Origin of the sequence: Pantoea sp. Ep11b, assembly GCF_040783975.1 — a bacterium.
GTDB lineage: Bacteria > Pseudomonadota > Gammaproteobacteria > Enterobacterales > Enterobacteriaceae > Pantoea.
In genome coordinates this window covers 1425435-1447770 of record NZ_CP160631.1, presented here as the reverse complement: position 1 = coordinate 1447770, position 22336 = coordinate 1425435, and the positions used below count along the sequence as shown (strand labels likewise).

Sequence of the window (22336 nt, the reverse complement as noted above, 5' to 3'; positions counted from 1 at the left end):
AGGAGGAACTGTGCGACATCCGATTATCAGGCTGTTTGTCATGCTGGCGGTGGTGATCACCGCCGGCTGTGGTTTTCATCCGCGCGGCACCACGCAGGTGCCCAGCGAACTGAAGACGCTGATTGTTTCATCCGGCGATCCTTATGGTCCGCTGGCGCGCACGGTACGTCAGCAGCTGCGTATCAACAATGTCACCATTGTTGAGGACAGCAAGCAGAATCGCACCGATATTCCGACACTGCGTCTGGGCCCTGAGGCGCAGGGACGAAACACCGCCTCGGTCTTTATCAGCGGCACCTCTGCGGAGTACCAGATGGTCATGACCCTGACGGCGCAGGTTCTGCTGCCGGGCAAAGGCCTCTACCCTATCAGCACCACGGTTTATCGCTCGTTCTTCGATAACCCGAACGCGGCGCTGGCGAAAGATGCCGAGCAGGATCTGATCGCGCAGGAGATGCGTCAGCGTGCTGCCGAACAGCTGGTCCGTAAGCTGCTGACGGTGCATGCCGCGCAGATGAACAGCAAAGAGACCTTACCGGCTTCCGTGATTCCGGTGCCGGGTCAGCGTTCGCAGGAAGCGCCGTCGTCCTCGGCTACCAGCCTGCAATGATCAGGATTTATCCTGAGCAACTCAGCGCGCAGCTCCGTGAGGGGCTGCGCGCCTGTTATTTGTTAGCGGGCAATGAACCGCTGCTGTTGCAGGAAAGTTCAGATGCGATCCGCAGCGCTGCCACCGCGCAGGGCTTCGAAGAGCATTTCAGTTTTACGCTGGACGCCCAGACCGACTGGGAGAGCCTGTTCGTCAGCTGCCAGTCCCTGAGCCTGTTTGCCCAGCGTCAGACCATGACGCTACAGTTCCCCGATAATGGCCCCAACGCCGCGATGGCCGAGCAGCTGGTAAAGCTCGCTCAGCTGCTGCACGCCGATATTCTGCTGATCTGCCGGATGCCAAAACTCACCAAAGCGCAGGAGAACAGCGCCTGGTTCAAAGCGTTGTCCGCCTCCGCGGTGCTGGTGCCCTGCCAGACGCCGGACCAGGCGCAACTGCCGCGCTGGGTCGCTAATCGCGCTAAGGCTCAGAAACTGTCGGTGGATGATGCGGCTATTCAGCTGCTGTGTTACTGCTATGAAGGCAATCTGCTGGCACTGGCGCAGGCGCTGGAGCGGCTTTCGCTGCAGTGGCCCGACGGCAAACTGACCCTGCCCCGGGTGGAAGAGGCGGTCAGCGATGCGGCGCACTTCACGCCGTTCCACTGGGTCGATGCCCTTCTGGCGGGCAAGAGCCGTCGCGCCCTGCATATCCTGCATCAGCTGGAAAAAGAGGAGAGCGAAGTCGTGATTCTGCTGCGCACGCTGCAGCGCGATCTGCTGACGCTGCTGCATCTGCAGCGCCATCAGCATGAACAGCCGCTGCGCACGCTGATGGATCAGCAGCGTATCTGGCAGAACCGCCGTACGCTGTTTACCGATGCCCTGCAGCGACTGGAGGGGACGCGCCTGCAACGGGCTATCCATCTGCTGAGTCAGATTGAGATCACCCTGAAGCAGGATTATGGCCAGTCGGTCTGGCCGCAGTTACAGACCCTGACGCTGCTGCTCAGCAGCCGTGCTTTCCCGACGAGCTTCGCCCATGTCTGAGCTACACGCGCTGTTTGGCGGCACCTTCGATCCCATCCATTTTGGTCATCTGCGTCCGGTCGAGGCGCTGGCTCAGCAGACCGGCCTGCAGCGCGTGACGCTGCTGCCCAACAACGTGCCACCGCACCGGCCACAGCCGGAAGCGACGGCGGCGCAGCGGGTGGCGATGCTGCGCTGCGCAATCCGCGACCTGCCGCTGTTTGACGTCGACACCCGCGAGCTGCAGCGCGACACCCCCTCCTGGACGGTAACGACGCTAGAGAGCTGGCGCGCGGAGCGCGGTGCCACACAGCCCCTGGGATTTATCATCGGTCAGGATTCGCTGCTGAGCCTGGCAAAATGGCATCGCTGGCAGGATCTGCTGTCACTCTGCCATCTGCTGGTCTGCCAGCGTCCCGGCTACGCGACCCGGTTCGACACGCCAGCGATGCAGCACTGGCTCGATCGCCATGTCACCCGCGATATCCGGCAGCTGCACGAACAACCCGCGGGCCATATCTGGCTGGCGGACACCCCACTCTATGATATTTCGGCGACCGAAATTCGCCGCCGTCGCCATCAGAACCAGCCCTGTGGCGATCTGCTGCCGGCGTCGGTTATCGATTATATCGACCGCGAAGGCTTATATCGCGACTGATCCAGGCATGCTATACTGCGCCGCTTAATTTTTTGGCTGCACTCTCCGGGCTTACAGCCGGCTCGTTACTACCAGATTTCAAGGGGAACCTTTTGCAAGGTAAAGCACTCCAAGAGTTCGTTATTGATAAGATTGATGATCTCAAAGGCCAGGACATTGTCACCATCGACGTTCAGGGCAAATCCAGCATCACCGACTTCATGATCATCTGCACCGGGACCTCGACGCGTCATGTGACCTCTATCGCAGAACACGTTGAGCAGGAATCCCGTTTAGCGGGCCTGATGCCACTGGGTATCGAAGGCAAAAGCGCGGCAGACTGGGTGGTGGTCGATCTCGGTGATGTGATCGTGCATGTGATGCAGGAAGAGAGCCGCCAGCTGTATGAGCTGGAAAAACTCTGGAGCTAATCGGTGAAACTGCAACTTGTTGCCGTCGGCACAAAAATGCCCGACTGGGTGCAGACCGGTTTCATGGAGTATCTGCGCCGCTTCCCGAAAGATATGCCGCTTGAGCTGACCGAAGTGACCGCGGGAAAACGCGGTAAAAATGCCGACATCAGACGCATTCTTGAAAAAGAGGGCGAAGCGATGCTGGCGGCGGTCGGCAAAGGCAATCGCATCGTGACGCTGGATATTCCCGGACATCCGTGGGAAACCCCGCAGCTGGCGCAGCAGCTTGAGCGCTGGAAGCTGGATGGTCGCGATGTCAGCCTGCTGATTGGCGGGCCTGAAGGCCTGGCCCCTGCCTGCAAAGCCGCGGCAGAGCAGAGCTGGTCGCTGTCAGCATTGACGTTGCCCCATCCGCTGGTGCGCGTGCTGGTAGCGGAAAGTCTCTATCGCGCCTGGAGTGTGACGACAAATCATCCTTATCATCGTGAATGACCGATCAGCCCACTTCAGACATGACAAGTAGCGGATGAAATTACAAAGCAACGCCTTTCGCGATTACAGCGCCGAACAGAAACTCTTTGTCCGTCGGGCGTTTATCGCCTTCGTCGGCATCTTACTGCTCTCTTCAATCCTGGTGGTTAACCTTTACCATCTGCAGATCCTTCGCTTTGATGATTACAGCACCCGCTCCAACCAGAACCGCATCAAACTGGTGCCTGTCGCGCCCAGTCGCGGCATTATCTACGATCGCACCGGCACGCCGCTGGCGCTGAACCGCACCATCTATCGGGCCGAGCTGGTTCCGCAAAAAGTCGATAACCTGCAGGAGACGCTGGAAAATCTGCGGCCGATTCTCGAGCTGACGGATGATGACCTCGAGAATTTCCAGAAAGAGCGCAAGCGTGCGCCGCGCTTTACCTCGATCCCGATCAAGACGGGTCTGAATGAGGTTCAGGTGGCGCGCTTTGCGGTTAATCAGTACCGCTTTCCCGGCGTGGAAGTCAGAGGCTATCAGCGCCGCTACTACCCTTATGGCGCTACGCTGACCCACGTTGTCGGCTACGTCTCCAAGATTAACGACCGCGACGTGGCCCGCCTCGACAAAGAGGGCAAGATGGCCAACTATGCCGATACCCACGATATCGGCAAGCTCGGGATCGAAGCCTATTATGAGGATTTGCTGCACGGCAAAACCGGCTTTGAAGAGGTAGAGGTCAACAACCGGGGTCGGGTGATCCGTCAGCTGCACGAGGAGTCGCCGCAGGCTGGCCGCGACATCTATCTGACTATCGACCTGAAACTGCAGCAGTATATCGAGACGCTGCTGGCGGGCAGTCGCGCGGCTGTGGTCGTCAGCGATCCGCGCACCGGTGAAATCCTCGCGATGGTTTCCACGCCCAGCTACGATGCCAACTTGTTTGTTGATGGCATCTCCAGTAAGGATTACCGCGGCCTGCTGGAAGATGAAAACCGTCCGCTCTATAACCGTGCGATTCAGGCCGCCTACCCGCCCGCCTCGACGGTGAAACCTTATGTGGCCGTCTCCGCCATGAGTGCAGGCGTCATTAACCGCAATACCAGCCTGTTCGATCCCGGCTGGTGGCAGTTACCCGGCTCCGAAAAACGGTTCCGCGACTGGAAGAAATGGGGCCACGGCCGTCTGAACGTCACCAAGGCGCTCGAAGAGTCCGCCGATACCTTCTTCTATCAGGTCGCCTATGACATGGGTATCGACCGCCTGTCGGAGTGGATGAATAAATTCGGCTACGGCAGCCGCACCGGCATCGACCTGCCGCAGGAGAGCGCCGGTAACATGCCGACACGCGACTGGAAGATGAGACGCTTTAAAAAGCCGTGGTATCAGGGTGATACCATTCCGGTGGGGATCGGTCAGGGTTACTGGACAGCTACCCCGCTGCAGATGAACAAAGCGATGATGATTCTGATCAACGACGGCGTGGTCAAAGTGCCGCACATGCTGCGGGCGACCCGCGAAGGGCGCACCCTGGTGCCCTATCGCCAGCCGCCGGAAGCGCCAATCGGCGATATCCACTCCGGCTTCTGGGAGATCGCCAAAGATGGCATGTATGGCGTGGCGAACCGGCCCAACGGAACCGCGCACAAGAGTTTTGCTGATGCGCCCTATAAAATCGCCGCCAAGTCCGGTACGGCGCAGGTCTTTGGCCTGAAAGAGAACGAAACCTATAACGCGCACAGAATTGCTGAACGATTACGCGACCATAAACTGATGACCGCGTTTGCCCCCTTTGATAAGCCTCGGGTCGCCGTGACCATTATTCTGGAAAACGGTGGCGCCGGTCCGGCTGTCGGCACCGTGATGCGCCAGATTCTGGATCACATCATGCTGGGTGATAACAATACAGTCCTGCCGGACGCAGCACCTGTGCCGCCCGGTTATGAAGGTGAATAAACATGTCGATGCAAGATAGTCCGCAGAAACGATCGATCTGGATGCGCATCCATATCGATCCGCTGTTTATGCTGATCATTCTCGGCCTGCTGACCTACAGCGCCGTGGTGATCTGGAGTGCCAGTGGTCAGGACCCTGGCATGATGGAGCGTAAGCTGGGCCAGATCGCGATGGGTCTGGTGATCATGATTGTGCTGGCGCAGGTGCCACCGCGCGTCTACGAAGGCTGGGCGCCCTATCTCTATATCGTCTGCGTCATCCTGCTGGTGGCGGTCGATGCCTTCGGGCAGATCAGTAAAGGCGCACAACGCTGGCTGGATCTCGGCTTTGTCCGCTTCCAGCCCTCGGAAATCGCCAAGATAGCAGTGCCGCTGATGGTGGCGCGCTTTATCAACCGTGACGTCTGTCCGCCGACGCTGAAAAACACCGGCATTGCGCTGCTGCTGATCTTTGTCCCTACCCTGCTGGTCGCCGCTCAGCCCGATCTCGGCACCTCGATTCTGGTGGCCGCCTCCGGTCTGTTTGTGCTCTTCCTCTCCGGCATGAGCTGGAAACTGATCGGCGTCGCGGTGCTGCTGGTTGCGGCCTTTATCCCGATCCTGTGGTTCTTCCTGATGCACGATTATCAGCGCGACCGCGTGATGATGCTGCTCGATCCGGAAACCGACCCGCTGGGCGCCGGGTATCACATTATCCAGTCGAAAATTGCCATCGGCTCGGGCGGGCTGCGCGGCAAAGGCTGGCTGCAGGGCACCCAGTCTCAGCTGGAGTTTTTACCGGAACGTCACACCGACTTTATCTTTGCGGTTCTGGCCGAAGAATTAGGTCTGGTGGGCGTCCTGCTGCTGCTGCTGCTTTATCTGCTGCTGATTATGCGCGGACTGGTGGTGGCGGCCCGGGCGCAGACCACCTTTGGCCGGGTCATGGCCGGGGGTTTAATGCTGATTTTATTCGTTTATGTTTTCGTTAACATCGGCATGGTTAGTGGTATCTTACCGGTGGTTGGCGTACCGCTGCCGCTGGTCAGTTATGGCGGCTCCGCGCTGATCGTGCTTATGGCGGGATTCGGCATTGTGATGTCGATCCACACTCACCGAAAAATGTTATCTAAAAGTGTCTAAGAGGCTGCAGATGCGTAAGGAATGGCTTGGCGTTGCACTGGCATCACTGGTTCTGGCGGCCTGTACCACGCCGGAACCCCAAAATACGGCGCCGCCGCAACCGGCTTACAATGGGCCGGTCGTGGAGATCCCAGGCGTTGAGCCACGTTATGAGCCGATCAATCCGGGTACCAGCCAGGATTACAGCGTAAACGGCAAAAATTACCGCATCATCAAGGATCCGTCGAACTACAGCGAAATCGGCATCGCCGCCTGGTACGGTGAAGAGGCGCAGGGCAGCCGCACCGCCATCGGCGAAGCCTACGATCCCGATGCGCTGACCGCCGCCCATCCTACTCTGCCGCTGCCGAGTTATGTGCGGGTCACGAACATGGCAAACGGTCGTCAGATTGTGGTGCGCGTCAACGATCGTGGCCCCTACACGCCGGGCCGCATTATCGACCTGTCGCGGGCGGCGGGTGATCGTCTGAACATTTCCAACAATTCGCGCGTGCGGGTCGACTATATCAGCGTCGCGCCGGACGGCACGCTTTCTGGCCCCGGCACCATCGGCACCGTGGTCGCCAGACAGAGCTACTCGCTGCCGGCGCGTCCCGATCTGAGCGGTGGTAACGTGATGAACGGCGGCAGCGCCGCTAACGCCGAACCGCCGGCGCAGAATGTCGATGCCATCAGCAACAGTACCCTGCAGAGCAGCGACAACATGGGTGCCCCGGTTCAGAGCAGCGGCTTCCTTGGCGCGCCTCAGCCCTTAGCGAATGGCGTGCTGGAAGGCAGTGAACCGCCTGCTGCGGCCCCTGCCGCCGTTGCCGCACCGGCGGCGGCCCCCGCTGCCAGCAGTGCGCCCGCCGCCAGCAGCGGTGAAGCCGCAGGTTATGTGGTTCAGGTGGGTGCGCTGAACGATCCGGCCCGCGCGCGTCAGATGATGAAAAGCCTGAGCCAGCGTTACGGCGTGCCCGGCAAGGTCGAAGAGGCAGGCAACAATGTCTATCGCGTCCAGCTTGGCGGCTATGCTTCCCGCGCTGAAGCGGCAGCCCTGCAACAGCGCCTGAGCAGTGAGGGGCAGACCGCCTCATTTATTACCAATACGCGTCGCTGAATCGTTAATCAGACCGCTGCACGTTACGTCTGCTAACAACCCAATCATCACGCCCGGTGCCAGATGAACTGGCATTGGGTATGATGAGTGACATTTTTAACCTTAAACTCACGGATGTTGTAGTCCTACACATGAACACGCTGAAATCATCTCGTTTTCTGAAACGCCTGACAGTGGGATCACTGATCGCCTTCTCTCTCAGCCATGCTGCTATTGCTGATGACGTCAATCTCAAGACCATGATTCCGGGCGTGCCGGACATTGATGCCGAAGCGTATGTCCTTATCGACTACAACTCGGGCAAAGTGCTGGCTGAGAAAAATGCCGATGCGCGCCGCGATCCTGCCAGTCTGACCAAGATGATGACCAGCTATGTCATTGGCCAGGCCGTGAAAGCGGGCAAAATTCATCAGGACGATATGGTCACCGTGGGCCCGGATGCCTGGGCGACCGGTAACCCGGTATTCAAGGGCTCCTCGCTGATGTTCCTGAAGCCTGGCGACCGCGTACCGGTCTCTCAGCTGACCCGTGGGATCGTGCTGCAGTCTGGTAACGACGCCTGTGTTGCCATGGCGGACTATGTCGCCGGCAGTCAGGATGCGTTCGTTAACCTGATGAACAACTACGTTAAAGCAATTGGCCTGCAGAATACCCACTTCGGCACCGTACACGGTCTGGACGCTGAAGGTCAGTACAGCTCCGCGCGCGACATGGCGCTGATTGGTCAGGCGCTGATCCGCGACGTGCCGGATGAGTACGCCATCTACAAAGAGAAGGAATTTACCTTCAACAACATCCGTCAGATGAACCGTAATGGTCTGCTGTGGGACACCAGTCTGAACGTAGATGGCATTAAAACCGGTCACACCAACTCCGCAGGCTATAACCTGGTGGCGTCGGCGACCGAAGGCCAGATGCGCCTGATTTCTGCCGTGATGGGCGGCCATACCTTTAAAGGTCGTGAAACCGAGAGTAAGAAACTGCTTACCTGGGGCTTCCGCTTCTTCGAAACCGTTGCGCCACTGAAAGCGGGCAAAGAGTTTGCCTCTGAGCCGGTCTGGTTCGGCGATAACGACCGTGTGCAGCTGGGTGTGGAGAAAGATGCTTACCTGACCATTCCGCGTGGCCGGATGAAAGATCTGAAAGCCAGCTATGTGCTGACCAACACGGAGCTGCATGCACCGCTGAAGAAAAATCAGGTCGTCGGCAGCATCAACTTCCAGCTGGATGGCAAGACTATCGAACAGCGTCCGCTGGTGGTGCTGAACGAAGTTTCGGAAGGGGGCTTCTTTGGCCGTATCGTGGATTACATCAAGCTGATGTTCCATCACTGGTTCGGTTAAGCGTGGCGGGTGATTGAAAAATCACCCCTTCGCCCCCATTACCAGATATTATGATGCTCCCGCTCAGGCGGGAGCCTGTTTTTTATGCACCGGAGTAAATATGAAAACCAAACTGAATGAACTGCTCGAATTTCCTACCCCCTTTACCTATAAAGTGATGGGTCTGGCGCAACCGGAGCTGGTTGATCAAGTGGTTGAAGTGGTGCAACGTCATGCGCCCGGCGACTACAGCCCTGAAGTTAAGCCGAGCAGCAAAGGCAACTATCACTCCGTTAACATCACTATCACCGCCACCCATATCGAACAGGTTGAACGCCTGTATGAAGAGCTGGGCAAAATCGAAATTGTGCGGATGGTTCTGTAATTAGCGGGTCGGCAAGACGCCTCTGCCTGACGCTTTGCCGACATTTTCTTCAACGTATCCCCTTTAACGGACTCCTGTTTTGTCATCTGAAACTCTTCTCGTCCGCCAGTCAGGTCTGTGCGACTGGCAATCAGCTTCCGACGCCATGCATGCCTACACGGACCAGCGCGACGAACACAGTCGCGATGAAATCTGGCTGGTCGAACACCCTCCGGTCTTTACCCAGGGCCAGGCGGGAAAAGCAGAGCACTTGCTGATGCCGGGCGACATTCCGGTGGTGCAGAGTGACCGTGGCGGCCAGGTCACCTATCACGGCCCAGGCCAGCAGGTGATGTACGTGCTGATCGACGTGAAACGCCGTAAGCTCGGCGTGCGTCAGCTGGTGACCATTCTGGAAGAGACGGTCATCGCCACCCTGGCCGATTTTGGCGTCAGCGCCCGGGCGCGTGCCGATGCGCCAGGTGTCTATGTCGGCGACGAGAAGATCTGTTCTCTGGGCTTGCGTATCCGTAAAGGCTGTTCGTTTCACGGTCTGGCGCTCAATGTGGCAATGGATCTCACGCCCTTCCTGCGCATTAATCCCTGCGGCTATGCCGGAATGAGCATGACCCAGCTTAAACATTTTCAGCCTGAGGTGACCACAGCTCAGGTTCAGGCACCGCTGGTCAGCGCCTTTGCGCGGCTGGCAGGTTATGAAGATGTTGAATGGGTAGCTGGCGATCTGCCTGTTGAGCCTTAACGCAGCGTGCGGATTTACAAATATGTAACTTATCTGCGCTGACTGTGGCTGCTTCGCAGACGATGAGATGATATAATTTTTGCACTTTTTTCAAATAAAGTTGAAAGCCCCCTTCCCGGTTTGAGTGGGAAAGCTTTCAAATCGCAATCCGACCGGAACCCGCTGATTTATGAGTAAACCAATTCAGATGGAACGCGGCGTCAAATATCGTGACGCAGACAAAATGGCGCTGATCCCGGTGAAAACCGTGGCTGTTGAACGGCAGGAGATGTTGCGTAAGCCGGAATGGATGAAAATCAAGCTGCCGGCTGACTCCAGTCGTATTCAGGGCATCAAGGCCGCGATGCGTAAAAACGGGCTGCACTCAGTCTGTGAAGAGGCCTCCTGCCCGAACCTCGCAGAATGTTTCAACCACGGCACCGCCACGTTTATGATCCTCGGCGCGATCTGTACCCGCCGCTGCCCGTTCTGCGATGTGGCCCACGGTCGCCCTAATGCACCGGATGCCAATGAACCCGCGAAACTGGCGCAGACCATTGCCGATATGGGCCTGCGTTACGTGGTGATCACTTCGGTTGACCGCGATGATCTGCGAGACGGCGGTGCGCAGCACTTTGCCGACTGTATCAGCGCCATCCGGGAAAAAAACCCCACCATTAAAATTGAAACGCTGGTGCCGGACTTCCGTGGCCGTATGGATCGTGCGCTGGAGATTCTCACCGCAACGCCACCGGATGTGTTTAACCACAATCTGGAAAACGTTCCGCGTGTTTATCGTCAGGTGCGTCCGGGTGCCAACTACGAGTGGTCACTGAAGCTGCTTGAGCGTTTCAAAGAAGCACATCCGGATGTCCCGACCAAATCGGGTCTGATGGTGGGTCTGGGCGAAACCAACGCCGAAATCATTGAAGTGATGCGCGATCTGCGTCGTCATGGCGTCACCATGCTGACGCTGGGACAGTATCTGCAGCCCAGCCGTCATCATCTGCCGGTTCAGCGTTATGTCAGCCCGGCTGAATTCGATGAAATGAAAGAAGAGGCGATGGCGATGGGCTTTACCCATGCGGCATGCGGGCCGTTTGTCCGCTCCTCTTATCATGCCGACATGCAGGCGAAAGGCGAAGAAGTGAAATAAGCGCTCTTTCAGACGCCAGAAAACAAAAAACCAGACTTTGCGGTCTGGTTTTTTGTGTACGCGAAATAAAAAGTAACAGTTATTTGCAGCCAATAACCGATTAATCTTTATGAACGACGCGTTCTGCCGGCACATCTTCGGCTGTTGTCCGGGTTGCGCTGGTGTCTTCATCTTTCATGGCTTTTTTGAAGCCCTTGATGGCAGAGCCCAGATCGCCGCCCAGCGAGCGCAGCTTGTTAGTACCGAAAAGCAGTACGATAAGCGCACCGATAATCAGCAGCTTGGCAATACTGATACCTTCCATATTTAACCTTTTAACTTTATCGAATCACGGTGACTGTTATTTACGCGCAGTTTGCCAGTGTCGACAACTGCAATCTGTAACAGAGTAAGATCGCCAGCGCCGGACCGGGGAGTCTCAGACTGACCGGGACACGGCCCCCCTTTCAGACGAACGCACTAACGGCGTCCGGCGTGGAGAGTGTACCACCTGTTTCTGCGCCTGGCAGGCTTTATAGCGATCCGTTGAGTTCAGGACGCGCAAAGCGCCGGTTCTCCAGCACCGGTAACACCTGACGCGCATAGGCAATGCGTTCCGGATCGATGTCGGCAAACAGCAGCGCAGGCGACTCAGCCGCATTCGCTATTGCCACGCCCAGCGGATCGACAACCAGACTGTTGCCGATATTGCGTGGGCCACATTCACCCACCGCCACCATATAGCAGGTGTTCTCCAGCGCACGGGCGCGGGTCAGCAGCTCCCAGTGCATCTCTTTCAGCGGACCTTTAACCCAGGCGGCCGGCAGCACCAGCACCTCTGCGCCATCCAGCGCCAGCCGCCGTGCCAGCTCCGGGAAGCGCACGTCATAGCAGGTCATTAAACCGACCTTCATCCCTGCCACCTCAATCAGCGGCGGCACGGCATGGCCCGGATTGACGCGCCGGGACTCCTGCATCGCAAAGGCGTCGTAAAGATGGAGCTTTTCATAGGCGGCGATGACTTCTCCGTTGCGGATAGCCACCAGTACGTTAAGCACTTTTTGCTGACCGGTGGGGACATGCACGCTCATAATGGTAGTCAGCGCGCTGTGCTGGCTGGCGGCGAGCAACCGGCTCAGAAAAGGACCCTCCAGCGGCTGCGCCGCCTGAATCACAAAATCGGGATCGCTGTTATCGCGCGCCAGTACCGCTTCGGGCAGCACCAGCAGATCAACATCAGCCTCTGCCGCGCGCTGCATGAAATCCAGACAGGTTGTGGCGTTCTCCTGCCATTCACGGCTCACCGCAAACTGCCCCAGTGCGACTTTCATTGTTCTCTTCTCCTGTTACTCCGTTCTGATGAAAGGGAATGGCTTACCGCAGCCAGCATTCCGTCTGTTCCATGCTGTCTCCGGCTACGGCAGCCGCTCGCCTGTGACCGCTCTGCTGCCGTGACGGCCTGTGAAGGGCCAATCCCCCGGCGGCAGTTACAGACAGCGCCGGAAATGAAGCGTGCCGCAGAACGCCGCTGAGGGTTTCTGCTGGCTGAGCGCCCTGCGGAAAGCATAAACGGCTGAGAGGCGACCCGGCGGCAGCTTCGGCCTTCAGCGCAGACAGAGAAACCGGGGCTACGCGTCTGTGCCCCCTCCCCGCTTACAGCGCTTTGATCAGATAACAGGGAGACTCACTGTAGCCTTCGCGGGCGTAAAACTGGTTGGCTTTGAGACGCGACTGATGACAGTGGACTTCCATACGATCGCAGCCACGCTGCGCCGCCAGCGTTTCGGCGTGCTGAATCAGCTGCTGACCAACGCCTTTGCTGCGTTCCCCCTCGGCGATGCAGAAATAGCTGATGCGGGCGAAATCACCGGCCAGTGCCAGCTGAGGGATGAAATGCAGGGAGAGAAAGCCAAGCACCTGGCTGCCATGCTCTGCCACCAGCAGGGCTTCGCTGGGATCGCTGCACAATTGCGCCAGGCGCTGTTCAATGAAGCCCTCTGTTTTCCCATAACCTAACTCGCTCAGCAAGGCGCTCAGCGCAAAACTGTCTTTCAACTCTGCCTGTCGTATCTTCATCCTGCCTCCTCACACCGGGTTCTGTCGCACAGTTATATAGCGTTGCCCGCCAAAAAGCTGCACTTCAGGTTGTTATAAATATGTTATGAGGATTTATTGTGAGGCGTCACGCAGTTTGTGCGGCGTGGTAGCGATGCGGGCGTGAGAGGTGGGGAGGAGAAGCGCGGATGGCAGCCATAAAAAAACCCGCCATCAGGCGGGTTTTTAGAATTCTGACTGTTAACTTACAGACTGATAACGTTAGCAGCAGATGGGCCTTTCGCGCCGTCGGTGATTTCAAACTCAACGCGCTGACCTTCAGCCAGAGTTTTGAAGCCGTTGCTCTGGATTGCAGAGAAGTGTACGAATACATCTTTGCTGCCATCTTCAGGAGTAATGAAACCGAATCCTTTAGATTCATTAAACCACTTAACGTTACCTTTGATCTTAGACATCTATATTACCTTTACATGAAAAATGGACACTAAACTGTGTCGGGGTCTAGTACAGCAATTGCGGAGGGATTTGTCCAGTACGATTTGATGAAAAAGTGATAAATATCGACTTTCTGTGCACACATCACACTTTCCTGCTTTTCGACTTGCATAACCCTCCAGAAGAGGAAGATGAGATGTTAACCGTTCTGTTGGCTAACCTGCTGGAAAGGCGGCGCTTTTCCGTTTTCAGCGTGAAGGGGAGTGCATGTTAAAAAGAAAATTCTTATTCGGAGGAATTTTTGTGGTTAGCGGCACTGATGAACCTCAGCAGGCTGTTTTTTACCGTTAATGCGCGCCTCTTTTTCCTGACGCAAGCCCATTTTTTCCACGTTAAACGTATGGCATAGCACGAAAGATCAAAAAGCAGCCATCTCCCTCCGATTTATCTCAGCGCAAATCGGCTTCTGCCCGGCCAGAAATGAACCAGTTGCGTCATTTACGCCAGTGCTGGCGCGCTATTCGCGGATATTTTATCCATCAATGGGTAAGCGTTGATCAATATCAAAGAAAACTATTTTAAGCATCAAATTCGCATTTGACAGCAAACATTGCAGTCTGGAAAAAATTACGTTTCTGGTCGCAGCACGAAATAATATTGTCCGGTAATAGATAACGCCTGCTTAACCGGTCAGGGACGCGCAGCAGAAACGCGCATTAAAAAGGAGGGTAAAACAGAATGGTAATGAAGATACGCTGCACGCAGTGTGGAAGTGCCCGGTTTGTTTTCACGGATTTCAGCGAAGCTCAGCGCAATTTTCATGGCGCCTGTTGCGCAAGCTGCCACAAGCCGCTCGGCTTGAAGGATCTGCTACCCAATACGCCGATGGACCCGATCAGCCAGTGTCTCCTGGCCAGCCAGAAAACATTGCGGGCACCTGATTAGGTGCCCGCTGCTGCTGTTCCGGCCATCTGCCATCAGAAAATCAGTTTGAATACCCCTGTCAGGGTCAGCAAGCCTACGATAAAGATGATTGCGATAATCCACAGAATAATTTTCATTTCCTTTGCCCCTCATCGGTTAAACACTTTTCCTGTAAGCAGTATAGACAGAAAAAATTGTTATGCCGCTTCACTTAGAGGCCGACTGTTCATAAGTTCAGCAACTTTCGCTTTTATTCCAGTTCTGAGATTAGGATCGCAACACCGCTTTTTAGTGGCACGCTTTTTTCGTTAATCAGGTGACTCCTGGCTAAAATTTAGGCGGCAAGGCAGCCCTCAATAGTGATCAGATAGAAATGAGTTGCGAGGAGATCTTATGAGCACGATTAATACCAGCATGGGCCGCTACAGCCTCAAGGCAAAAAACAGCGGTAATCACATCAAAGGTTCATTCGCCATCAACGATGAAGGCGGCACTCAGCTCACGATGCAGGAATTTGACGAGCATTACCTTGATGATGTGGTGAACAACGTTATCTACCCGGTCACCGGTGGCAACCGCGAGATTGCACGCGCACTGCGGGAAGAGATGGTGAAAGCCGGTTTCGGACCGTCTTACTGAGACGCCTGATTCAGGCTGATAAAGATGTCGGGCCGCACGTTGCGGCCCGTTTCAGGTCAGTGCCCTGCTCTGCGATCGTTATCGGCTCATTCTTATCCCGGCCGGAAAGGCCACTCTCCCGCCCGTGTGCAGACAGGCCGCGATTAGATCATCCAGGAGAGCAGCAGGCAGCCCACCAGTCCACACACCGAGATGATGGTTTCCAGCGCCGACCAGGAGCGAATGGTTTCGCCAATTGTCAGATTAAAATACTCCTTGAACAGCCAGAAGCCCGGGTCATTAACGTGAGAGAAGATTACGCTGCCGGAACCCACCGCGATCACCATCAGTTCCGGGCTGGCACCGCTGGTGACAATCAGCGGCGCCACAATCCCGCCCGCGGTGATCGCCGCGACCGTCGCCGAGCCGAGTGCGATACGCAGCACCGCAGCAATCGACCAGGCCATAAAGATCGGCGAAAGCTGGGTCGAGTGCATCATGCTGGCGATATATTTATCCACGCCGCTGTCGACCAGAACCTGTTTAAAGGCCCCGCCACCGCCGATGATCAACAGCATCATGGCGATGATTTTGATGGAGTCGGTCAGGGTATCCATAACCTGTTCCATCGTGCGGCCACGGTTGAGGCCAAAAGTGAAAATCGCAATCAGCACGGCAATCAGCGTAGCCATCACCGGGTCACCAAAGAACTCGGCGTAAGGTAGCAGCGCGTGGCCCTTAGGTAACAGCATCTCCGCCACCGCACGCAGCGCCATCAGCACCACCGGAACCAGCGCCGTCCAGACGCTGACACCAAAGCCGGGCATTTCCGCTTCGGTAAAGGTTTTCGGGTTATAGAGGCCCTGAGGAATCGGCTTGTCGATGTTTTTCAGGAAACGGGCGTAGACCGGCCCGGCCAGAATCACCGTCGGGATCCCGAGCAGCGTGCCGAACAGCAGCGTTTTACCCATGTCGGCGTTGAACAGCGTCGCAATCGCGGTCGGACCCGGATGTGGCGGCAGGAAGCCGTGCGTCACGGAGAGAGCCGCCGCCATCGGCACCCCAACGTAGAGCAGCGGCACGCGCGCCGAGGCCGCCACGCTGAACACCAGCGGCAGCATCAGCACAAAACCGACTTCATAGAACAGCGCGAACCCGACGATAAAGCCGGTCAGCACCAGCGCCCACTGGATATGCTTCGTACCGAATTTTTCAATCAGAGTGGTCGCAATACGCTGCGCACCGCCGCAGTCGGCCAGCAGTTTCCCGAGCATGGCACCAAAACCCATGATCAGCGCCAGGCTGCCCAGCGTGCCGCCGACGCCCGCTTTGATTGAAGTGATGACTTTATTAACCGGCATGCCCTGCATCACACCGACCGCCAGCGCCACCAGAATCAGCGCGATAAATCCATTGAGCTTAAAGCGAATCATCAGCAGCAGCAGTAGCGCGACGCCGATCGCCACATAGAGTAATGGCATAGCTTTTCTCCACCTTGCGCACCGGACAGCATCCGGTGTCGTTTATTATCGTGAGCCCCTGAAGGCGACAAAACAGAGCGTCTGTAAAAGGTTTACACATTCCGACAAACGCTGTTACCGATAACATGTTAAGGGTAACATCCGCATGAAAGCACCACTCCGCCGGGGTGAATTTCTGTTTTGCGAAGGTGATCAACTTTTTGCCGGTACGTTATCAGAAAGTTTGCCAATGCCCGCCCGGCGCTTTTCGTTACACTCAGATTTTAGCGAAACAGACAAAGGATGCGCTGGTGAGTGAGAACCTGAGTGAGCTGTACAGTAATCAACGAACCCTCTTTGGCCGCGGGAGCCTGAATAAACTGGTGCCGCTGCTGGCCGCCCGTCCGCAGCCTACGCTGCTGTTTTGCGGGCACTCTTTTCTGCAGGGCCCGGCCTACGCCAGGCTGAAAGCCGGACTCAACGATCACATCATCGGTTACGAGATCGTCAGCCATGAAGCCTCTCCCGCCGACATTGATGGCTGGGTGGCGCGCTGGCGCGGCCATGTCGATCGGGTGGTCGCGATTGGCGGAGGGAGCGTGCTGGATGCGGCGAAAGCTTTCAGCGCGATGGTGCAGCATCCGTTGCCTGTCGCCCGCTATCTGGAAAAAGTGGGTGACACGGCGGTCCAGCCCATCACCCTGCCGCTGATCGCCATTCCGACCACCGCCGGAACCGGGAGTGAAGTCACCCAGAATGCGGTGGTGACCGATCAGCGTGATATTCAGATCAAAGCGTCACTGCGCCATCCGGTCTTTGTGCCGGAAGTCGCGATTCTCGACCCTGACCTGCTGAAAGGCGCACCGGATCGGGTGCTGGCGACCTGCGGTATCGACGCCTTTACCCATCTGTTTGAAGCTTATCTCTCCAGCAAGGGGAATCTCTTCACTCGCCAGCTGGCCCTGACCGGCCTGCGTCAGTTTATTCAGGCCTGGCCCGATCTGAACCGGGAGGATGACGCAGGCGATCGGGCACGGGACGCGATGATGATGGCCTCCTGGCTGGGCGGCGTCAGCCTCAGCAGCGCCGGCCTGGGGGTGATCCACGGCATTGCCGGTGAGCTGGGGGCGATTAAACCCTTCCATCATGGTGAAGTGTGCGGCCGTCTGCTCTTTCCGTTCCTGGAGCTGCTGGCCGACAGCGGCCATCCGCTTCAGCGCCAGCTGATGGCCGAGCTGCATGCAGAGCTCTTTAACGAAACCACAGATTCTCCGGCCCGGTTCCTTAAGCAGTGGCTGCAGCAGCAGGCGATCGTGCCTTTCTGGCAGGATGGGCCGTCGCTGAGCCATGCGGAGATGGAGTGGATTCTGGCGCGCGCCAGCAGTAAAAATTCACTGATTGATTACAGCCGTGAGCAGATGCAGAAGATGCTCGCCCAGGCCTGGCCCGTGACAGAGTAACCCGCCCCATAGCCGGGGATCGGCTGGTCAGGCCGATCTCCGGCTGCAGAGTGGCGCGGTTTGCCGCGCCGCTCAGCTAAGCCGATGTGGCGCTAAAGGGTCCGCTGCCAGCCAGCATCTGCTCAATCACCTGCAGCACGCCCTGCTCGTTATTGGCGGGGGCCGCATAGCGCGCCGCCTGCTTCACCCGCTCGGGCGCGTTAGCCATCGCAAAACTGAAGCCCGACTGTCTGAGCATCTCCAGATCGTTGCCACCGTCACCAAACGCCAGCACCTGATCGTGCGAAATACCCCAGCGCCGGGCCAGCAGGTCCAGACCGTGCGCTTTATGGTTTCCTGGCACGATCAGATCCACCGAACCGTGACCGCTTGAGGTCGCGGCTATGCGGCCCTGATGCAGCCGCTCAATATCCGCCATTAAGGGTTCGATGTAGTCATCCGAGAGGTTCAGCGCGAACTTGAACAGCCGGTCATCCTGCACGTCATCCAGCCTGTTAATCGGCTTCAGCCGGTGGCAGTAATGCCGCATTTTCTTCAGCCACGTCTCATCCATGCCCTCGAAGTAGTAAGCGCTTTCCCGGCCGCACAGCAGGTAGCGCAGGCCCGGATAGTCCCCGTTTTTCAGGGTGGCGATCACAGCTTCCACATCGCGGCGTTCAAAGGCACCGCAAAACAGCTCCTCATCACGGTCGATAATCCAGGCGCCGTTCTCTGCGACAAAGGCGATCTCGCTGGCGATCGCCGGGAAGAACGATTTGAGCTGGTAATACTGATTGCCGCTGGCCACCACAAATCTGATGTCACGGGCGATGAGTTGCTGATAGCAGGCGAGAAAACGGGATCGGTCATACTGCTTGCTATCGTCCAGAAAGGTGCCGTCCATATCTACCGCCACCATCTTAACCGTCGTCATCATGACTCCTTACACAGGGAATGTTCAGCATGGAGTCTCAGAATAGACGCTGGGGCCGTAAAACGGAAAGAAAGCGGGATGACCGATGCCATCCCGGAAGAATCAGTTCATGGCACTGTTCAGCACCAGGGCGGTAATGACACCGGTTGCGGCCGCAATTAAGACATAGTTGCCGTCGATGTCTGCCCAGTGATAACCGCGCGGCGGCTCACGCAGACCGCGTTCATGCCAGTTGTCTACCCGGTAATGGTCGCCGCGATATTCCGGCGGGATGGGATGGCCGCGACGGAAGTCGTGCCCCTGCCAGGCGAAATGATCGCGCGCATCGTCTCTGTCGCGACGGCTGTGATCTTCATGGCGATCCCGGCCCTGATCATGCGGGTTTCTGTCGCCATGACCCGGATTGTCGCGGCCACGATTCGGCGTGTGATCGCGACTGTCCGGTCCGCGATCGCTGTTCTGATGCGGTACCGGCATACGGTGTCCGTTATCGTGGTCATCCGCCTGTGCGGCCTGCGAGAAGAGTGTGCTGCATGTCAAAAGTGAAGCGATAAGCGTTAACGTTGTTTTTTTCATGATCTTGTCTCCGAAATCACGGCGATTCAGGCACCGTTAAGCGGCATCATGGCAATCACTGAGGCAGCAAACATCGGCAATAGTCTTAAAAACCATTAACTTACAAAGAATTACGCTTGCTTATCGCTTTCTTAACAGAGCCAGGCCTCTCAGGGCCAGCCGGACAGAGAAACTTCCATCCGGCTGGTCACGCTGAAACGCCTCAGCCCCTGCGCGCTCCGTTCAGGGCGTGCTGAGGATCACCGGGGCATCCGGTAATCCGGTAAAGCGCGTCACAATGTGATGGTAATCGGCTGCAGGATCGAGATCGCGGAAACTCCCGGGATAGAGATCTTTTGCCAGGATCTCCATGCCGATGATGTTGTAAGGGTGATTATAGAAATGGTGGTAAACGCCATAAACCCGTTTCTGTTTCACCGGTTCGATCTGCGCCAGACCCGTACGGCTCTGCAGACGGTTGAAGGTAGCGGTCACATCGGTCTGACTCGCGCCATAGCCAAACGGCAGCACGTTGCTGTTCGGGCGCTTCGATCCGGTCATGATGTAGACATCCGGCTTCATGGCGATAATCTTCTCCAGCGACACAAAGCCTGAGCTGCCGGGCAGCAGCGAAGAGCCGATATTTTTTCCGCCAACCGCTTCCACCAGCGCACCCCAGCCGTTGTGACCGTGGGTAAAGCAGCAGTTATCGCTGTTACCGGCGATCGGTTCGATAAAGACCGTCGGCTTCTCCGGCACCTGAGCAATCTTCCGCTGAAGCATCTCCCAGCGCTGCTGATAGAAATCGGCGTACTCTTTCGCCTCCGTTTCGCGGTTCAGCACGGTGCCCAGCACTTTCACACTTTTCAGCGTGTTCTCTTTCGGGTGCAGCTCATCATCCAGGAACAGCACCGGGATGTGCAGATTTTTCAGGGTGGCAAGGACGCCCGACTGGGCCAGCGCCGGTTTTGCACGCAGCTGGGCAATCATCAGATCGGGCTGCTTCGCCAGCACGCTCTCCAGGTTAACCTGCCCCTGATCGTTAAAGCCCATATCCACAATCGACGTCGCCTGTGGCCAGCGCTGCTTCAGCAGATCCCAGGTCTGGGTGTCCTGCTTTTTCGGCAGGTTGTTCCAGGCCACGACCCGCTGAAACGGGTTCTGCCGATCCAGCAACGCCAGCGCCATTACGTCGCGGCCATCCTGCAAAATCACATGCTGCGGCTCTTTCTGCAGCGTAATTTTCTGACCATCCATGTCGGTCACCGTGACCGGATAGGTGGTCGCGGCACAGGCGGCAGAGAGTAAAAGTGTGGTGGCAGCAACAATCCTGAGTTTCATGTTTCTCCTGTCCTTTAAAGAAATAATAACTATTCGCGTTTACTCTACCATGTGAACCGGTAACAGATGTAACTATTGCTAACCAGATGCGTCTGAAAGGCGTGCACGGCCAGTGATAATGGTCGTGAAGGGACAGATTGCAGGCAGGAAAAGGGAGAAAGGCAGCAGGCACACCTCCGCGCGGTGGGATGTGCCTGTTTTCGGGTTACTTCACCAGTGAATAGAAGATGGCGGAGATGGCTATCAGCCCAACCAGCACGACAAACAGGTTGCTGATTCTGCCGCTGTACTGCCGCATCGCCGGGACTTTCTGGATGGCGTACATCGGCATCAGGAACAGGATCATGGCGATAACCGGGCCGCCAAGCGTCTCAATCATGCCGAGAATATTCGGGTCCAGCGTCGCTACCAGCCAGGTGCTCAGCAGCATAAACAGAGAGGTCAGGCGATTCAGCCGGGCGGGCGCAAGGCTTTTGCCCCGGCTGCGCAGCGCCTTACTTACTATGCCGTTAAACCCTTCGCGCGCGCCCAGATAGTGACCCAGGAACGATTTGGTGATCGCCACGATAGCAATCAGCGGCCCAAGCCAGGCGATCATCGGCACCTGAAAATGGTTAGCCAGATAGGAGAGGATGGTGATGTTCTGCGCCTTGGCGGCATGCAGATCTTCCGGCGACAGGCTCAGCACGCAGCTGAAGACAAAGAACATCACCGTAACCACCATCATCAGGTGTGAGCAGGCCAGGATGCGCGAACATTTTTTCTCAGCGGCGTCGCCATACTCTTCGCGCTTTGCCAGCGCAAAAGAGGAGATGATTGGCGAATGGTTGAATGAAAAGACCATCACCGGGATCGCCAGCCACAGCGTCATCCACAGGCTGCTGCCAGCAGGCTGAACGCTCAGCGTGGAAAACGCAGCGCCGTGCCAGTGCGGGATCAGATAGCAGGCCATCAGCATCAGCACCGCCACGAAGGGATAAACCAGCACGCTCATCGCTTTGACGATCATCTTTTCGCCGAAGCGCACAATGGTCATCAGTCCGACAATCAGCAGCAGCGACAGCAGCGCGCGGGGCGGTGGCACCAGGCCGAGCTGATTGACCATCAGGCTCTCCACCGTGTTGGTAATCGCCACGCTGTACATCAGCAGGATCGGATAGATAGCAAAGAAGTAGAGCAGCGTAATGACTTTGCCCGCGCCGACGCCAAAATGCTCCTCGACCACCTCCGTGATATCGCCTGCGGGATTTTTACCGGACAGAACAAACCGTGTCAGGGCGCGATGCGCGTAAAAGGTCAGCGGAAAGGCCAGTATCGCCATGATAATCAACGGGATCAGCCCGCCGACGCCAGCATTGATGGGCAGGAACAGCACACCCGCGCCTATCGCGGTGCCATAGAGGCCCAGCATCCACATGGTGTCGGTTTTACGCCATCCTGTATCGACGTCCCTCTCAAGCGCGCCAAGCGTGCCAGTTTGCGTGGTTTTCATCAGATATTCCGTGTTAAAAGCCGCCAGTAGCCTGAGCCGCCAGGCAGGTCATCTTCCCCGCCCTGCGCCTCAGCTGCCGCAGGAGGGATCAGCGATTCTGCTGACCCGCCCCGTGGACAGGTAATCGTTTGCGTGCGCCACCTTTTACACTACCTGACGATAAAAGTTCAAGCCATGCCGACAAACACGCATGGATTGCTGAAAA

Annotated in this window: 23 protein-coding genes; 14 read left to right on the top strand and 9 right to left on the bottom strand. The window is 57.0% G+C overall.

Annotated elements, in window-relative coordinates:
- Positions 1–10 precede the first annotated feature (10 nt).
- The 12 genes from lptE (at position 11) to lipA (ending at position 10899) form a co-directional block, all read left to right on the top strand.
- Positions 11–610, top strand: coding sequence for an LPS assembly lipoprotein LptE (gene lptE, locus AB1748_RS06780; RefSeq protein ID WP_111139030.1), 600 nt, complete (start codon positions 11–13; stop codon positions 608–610).
- A complete protein-coding gene (gene holA / locus AB1748_RS06775) occupies positions 607–1638 on the top strand; it encodes a DNA polymerase III subunit delta (protein WP_128086252.1) in 1032 nt (343 codons plus the stop codon). The genes lptE and holA overlap by 4 nt, the downstream gene beginning before the upstream one ends.
- Entirely contained in the window at positions 1631–2275 is a 645-nt protein-coding gene (gene nadD / locus AB1748_RS06770) for a nicotinate-nucleotide adenylyltransferase (protein WP_111139028.1), read from the top strand. Before holA ends, nadD begins: the two co-directional genes overlap by 8 nt.
- Before the next feature lie 92 nt (positions 2276–2367).
- Positions 2368–2685, top strand: coding sequence for a ribosome silencing factor (rsfS, locus tag AB1748_RS06765; protein WP_111139027.1), 318 nt, complete (start codon positions 2368–2370; stop codon positions 2683–2685).
- A gap of 3 nt (positions 2686–2688) precedes the next feature.
- On the top strand, positions 2689–3159 hold the full coding sequence (rlmH, locus tag AB1748_RS06760) for a 23S rRNA (pseudouridine(1915)-N(3))-methyltransferase RlmH (protein ID WP_111139026.1): 471 nt from the start codon (positions 2689–2691) through the stop codon (positions 3157–3159).
- A gap of 34 nt (positions 3160–3193) precedes the next feature.
- Positions 3194–5098: a peptidoglycan DD-transpeptidase MrdA gene (gene mrdA, locus AB1748_RS06755; RefSeq protein ID WP_111139025.1), complete on the top strand. Its 1905-nt coding sequence runs from the start codon at positions 3194–3196 to the stop codon at positions 5096–5098.
- 8 nt (positions 5099–5106) lie between these two features.
- On the top strand, positions 5107–6219 hold the full coding sequence (mrdB, locus tag AB1748_RS06750; protein WP_111139041.1) for a peptidoglycan glycosyltransferase MrdB: 1113 nt from the start codon (positions 5107–5109) through the stop codon (positions 6217–6219).
- A 10-nt stretch (positions 6220–6229) separates the two neighbouring features.
- Positions 6230–7318: an endolytic peptidoglycan transglycosylase RlpA gene (rlpA, locus tag AB1748_RS06745; RefSeq protein ID WP_367396157.1), complete on the top strand. Its 1089-nt coding sequence runs from the start codon at positions 6230–6232 to the stop codon at positions 7316–7318.
- 131 nt (positions 7319–7449) lie between these two features.
- Positions 7450–8661, top strand: coding sequence for a D-alanyl-D-alanine carboxypeptidase DacA (gene dacA / locus AB1748_RS06740; protein WP_367396156.1), 1212 nt, complete (start codon positions 7450–7452; stop codon positions 8659–8661).
- A 100-nt stretch (positions 8662–8761) separates the two neighbouring features.
- Positions 8762–9025, top strand: a complete 264-nt coding sequence (ybeD, locus tag AB1748_RS06735) for a DUF493 family protein YbeD (RefSeq protein WP_031377758.1) — start codon at positions 8762–8764, stop codon at positions 9023–9025.
- 79 nt (positions 9026–9104) lie between these two features.
- The gene (gene lipB, locus AB1748_RS06730) at positions 9105–9764 is read left to right on the top strand and encodes a lipoyl(octanoyl) transferase LipB (RefSeq protein WP_293773620.1); all 660 of its coding nucleotides are present in this window, start codon (positions 9105–9107) and stop codon (positions 9762–9764) included.
- Between the two features lie 169 nt (positions 9765–9933).
- Positions 9934–10899 carry a lipoyl synthase gene (lipA, locus tag AB1748_RS06725; RefSeq protein WP_111139021.1) on the top strand — a complete coding sequence of 322 codons (966 nt, stop codon included), beginning with the start codon at positions 9934–9936 and terminating at the stop codon, positions 10897–10899.
- A gap of 100 nt (positions 10900–10999) precedes the next feature.
- Here the strand turns inward: lipA and tatE are convergent, their stop codons facing one another.
- The 4 genes from tatE to cspE form a co-directional block, all read right to left on the bottom strand.
- Complete coding sequence (tatE, locus tag AB1748_RS06720; protein ID WP_003854033.1) at positions 11000–11203, bottom strand: twin-arginine translocase subunit TatE; 204 nt, start codon at positions 11201–11203, stop codon at positions 11000–11002.
- Between the two features lie 208 nt (positions 11204–11411).
- Positions 11412–12209, bottom strand: a complete 798-nt coding sequence (locus tag AB1748_RS06715) for a deaminated glutathione amidase (RefSeq protein WP_111139020.1) — start codon at positions 12207–12209, stop codon at positions 11412–11414.
- Between the two features lie 322 nt (positions 12210–12531).
- A complete protein-coding gene (locus tag AB1748_RS06710) occupies positions 12532–12954 on the bottom strand; it encodes a GNAT family N-acetyltransferase (protein ID WP_111139019.1) in 423 nt (140 codons plus the stop codon).
- A gap of 224 nt (positions 12955–13178) precedes the next feature.
- The gene (cspE, locus tag AB1748_RS06705) at positions 13179–13388 is read right to left on the bottom strand and encodes a transcription antiterminator/RNA stability regulator CspE (RefSeq protein ID WP_006118399.1); all 210 of its coding nucleotides are present in this window, start codon (positions 13386–13388) and stop codon (positions 13179–13181) included.
- Positions 13389–14685: 1297 nt separating this feature from the next.
- Here cspE and AB1748_RS06700 point away from each other — a divergent pair.
- Complete coding sequence (locus AB1748_RS06700) at positions 14686–14931, top strand: hypothetical protein (protein WP_111139016.1); 246 nt, start codon at positions 14686–14688, stop codon at positions 14929–14931.
- Between the two features lie 143 nt (positions 14932–15074).
- Here AB1748_RS06700 and gntT read toward each other — a convergent pair whose 3' ends face one another.
- Positions 15075–16391, bottom strand: a complete 1317-nt coding sequence (gene gntT / locus AB1748_RS06695) for a gluconate transporter (RefSeq protein ID WP_111139015.1) — start codon at positions 16389–16391, stop codon at positions 15075–15077.
- Positions 16392–16681: 290 nt separating this feature from the next.
- Between gntT and AB1748_RS06690 the strand changes: the two genes are divergently transcribed.
- On the top strand, positions 16682–17830 hold the full coding sequence (locus AB1748_RS06690) for an iron-containing alcohol dehydrogenase (RefSeq protein ID WP_293773612.1): 1149 nt from the start codon (positions 16682–16684) through the stop codon (positions 17828–17830).
- Between the two features lie 76 nt (positions 17831–17906).
- On the opposite strand, the gene AB1748_RS06685 is transcribed toward AB1748_RS06690, so the two are convergent.
- The 4 genes from AB1748_RS06685 to AB1748_RS06670 form a co-directional block, all read right to left on the bottom strand.
- Entirely contained in the window at positions 17907–18743 is an 837-nt protein-coding gene (locus AB1748_RS06685) for a Cof-type HAD-IIB family hydrolase (RefSeq protein ID WP_293774043.1), read from the bottom strand.
- Positions 18744–18845: 102 nt separating this feature from the next.
- Positions 18846–19319 (bottom strand): RcnB family protein, encoded by a 474-nt coding sequence (locus AB1748_RS06680; RefSeq protein ID WP_111139013.1) that lies wholly within the window; start codon positions 19317–19319, stop codon positions 18846–18848.
- A 222-nt stretch (positions 19320–19541) separates the two neighbouring features.
- Complete coding sequence (locus tag AB1748_RS06675; protein WP_367396155.1) at positions 19542–20639, bottom strand: ABC transporter substrate-binding protein; 1098 nt, start codon at positions 20637–20639, stop codon at positions 19542–19544.
- A gap of 205 nt (positions 20640–20844) precedes the next feature.
- On the bottom strand, positions 20845–22131 hold the full coding sequence (locus AB1748_RS06670) for an HAAAP family serine/threonine permease (RefSeq protein ID WP_111139011.1): 1287 nt from the start codon (positions 22129–22131) through the stop codon (positions 20845–20847).
- Between the last annotated feature and the right edge of the window lie 205 nt (positions 22132–22336).

Coding starts and splice junctions, on each gene's coding strand:
- AB1748_RS06670 (WP_111139011.1), bottom strand. CDS start 22,131: ATGAAAACCACGCAAACTGGCACGCTTGGCGCGCTTGAGAGGGACGTC.
- AB1748_RS06680 (WP_111139013.1), bottom strand. CDS start 19,319: ATGAAAAAAACAACGTTAACGCTTATCGCTTCACTTTTGACATGCAGC.
- dacA (WP_367396156.1), top strand. CDS start 7,450: ATGAACACGCTGAAATCATCTCGTTTTCTGAAACGCCTGACAGTGGGA.
- holA (WP_128086252.1), top strand. CDS start 607: ATGATCAGGATTTATCCTGAGCAACTCAGCGCGCAGCTCCGTGAGGGG.
- cspE (WP_006118399.1), bottom strand. CDS start 13,388: ATGTCTAAGATCAAAGGTAACGTTAAGTGGTTTAATGAATCTAAAGGA.
- mrdA (WP_111139025.1), top strand. CDS start 3,194: ATGAAATTACAAAGCAACGCCTTTCGCGATTACAGCGCCGAACAGAAA.
- lipA (WP_111139021.1), top strand. CDS start 9,934: ATGAGTAAACCAATTCAGATGGAACGCGGCGTCAAATATCGTGACGCA.
- nadD (WP_111139028.1), top strand. CDS start 1,631: ATGTCTGAGCTACACGCGCTGTTTGGCGGCACCTTCGATCCCATCCAT.
- ybeD (WP_031377758.1), top strand. CDS start 8,762: ATGAAAACCAAACTGAATGAACTGCTCGAATTTCCTACCCCCTTTACC.
- mrdB (WP_111139041.1), top strand. CDS start 5,107: ATGCAAGATAGTCCGCAGAAACGATCGATCTGGATGCGCATCCATATC.
- AB1748_RS06675 (WP_367396155.1), bottom strand. CDS start 20,639: ATGAAACTCAGGATTGTTGCTGCCACCACACTTTTACTCTCTGCCGCC.
- AB1748_RS06710 (WP_111139019.1), bottom strand. CDS start 12,954: ATGAAGATACGACAGGCAGAGTTGAAAGACAGTTTTGCGCTGAGCGCC.
- tatE (WP_003854033.1), bottom strand. CDS start 11,203: ATGGAAGGTATCAGTATTGCCAAGCTGCTGATTATCGGTGCGCTTATC.
- AB1748_RS06715 (WP_111139020.1), bottom strand. CDS start 12,209: ATGAAAGTCGCACTGGGGCAGTTTGCGGTGAGCCGTGAATGGCAGGAG.
- rlpA (WP_367396157.1), top strand. CDS start 6,230: ATGCGTAAGGAATGGCTTGGCGTTGCACTGGCATCACTGGTTCTGGCG.
- AB1748_RS06685 (WP_293774043.1), bottom strand. CDS start 18,743: ATGACGACGGTTAAGATGGTGGCGGTAGATATGGACGGCACCTTTCTG.
- gntT (WP_111139015.1), bottom strand. CDS start 16,391: ATGCCATTACTCTATGTGGCGATCGGCGTCGCGCTACTGCTGCTGCTG.
- AB1748_RS06700 (WP_111139016.1), top strand. CDS start 14,686: ATGAGCACGATTAATACCAGCATGGGCCGCTACAGCCTCAAGGCAAAA.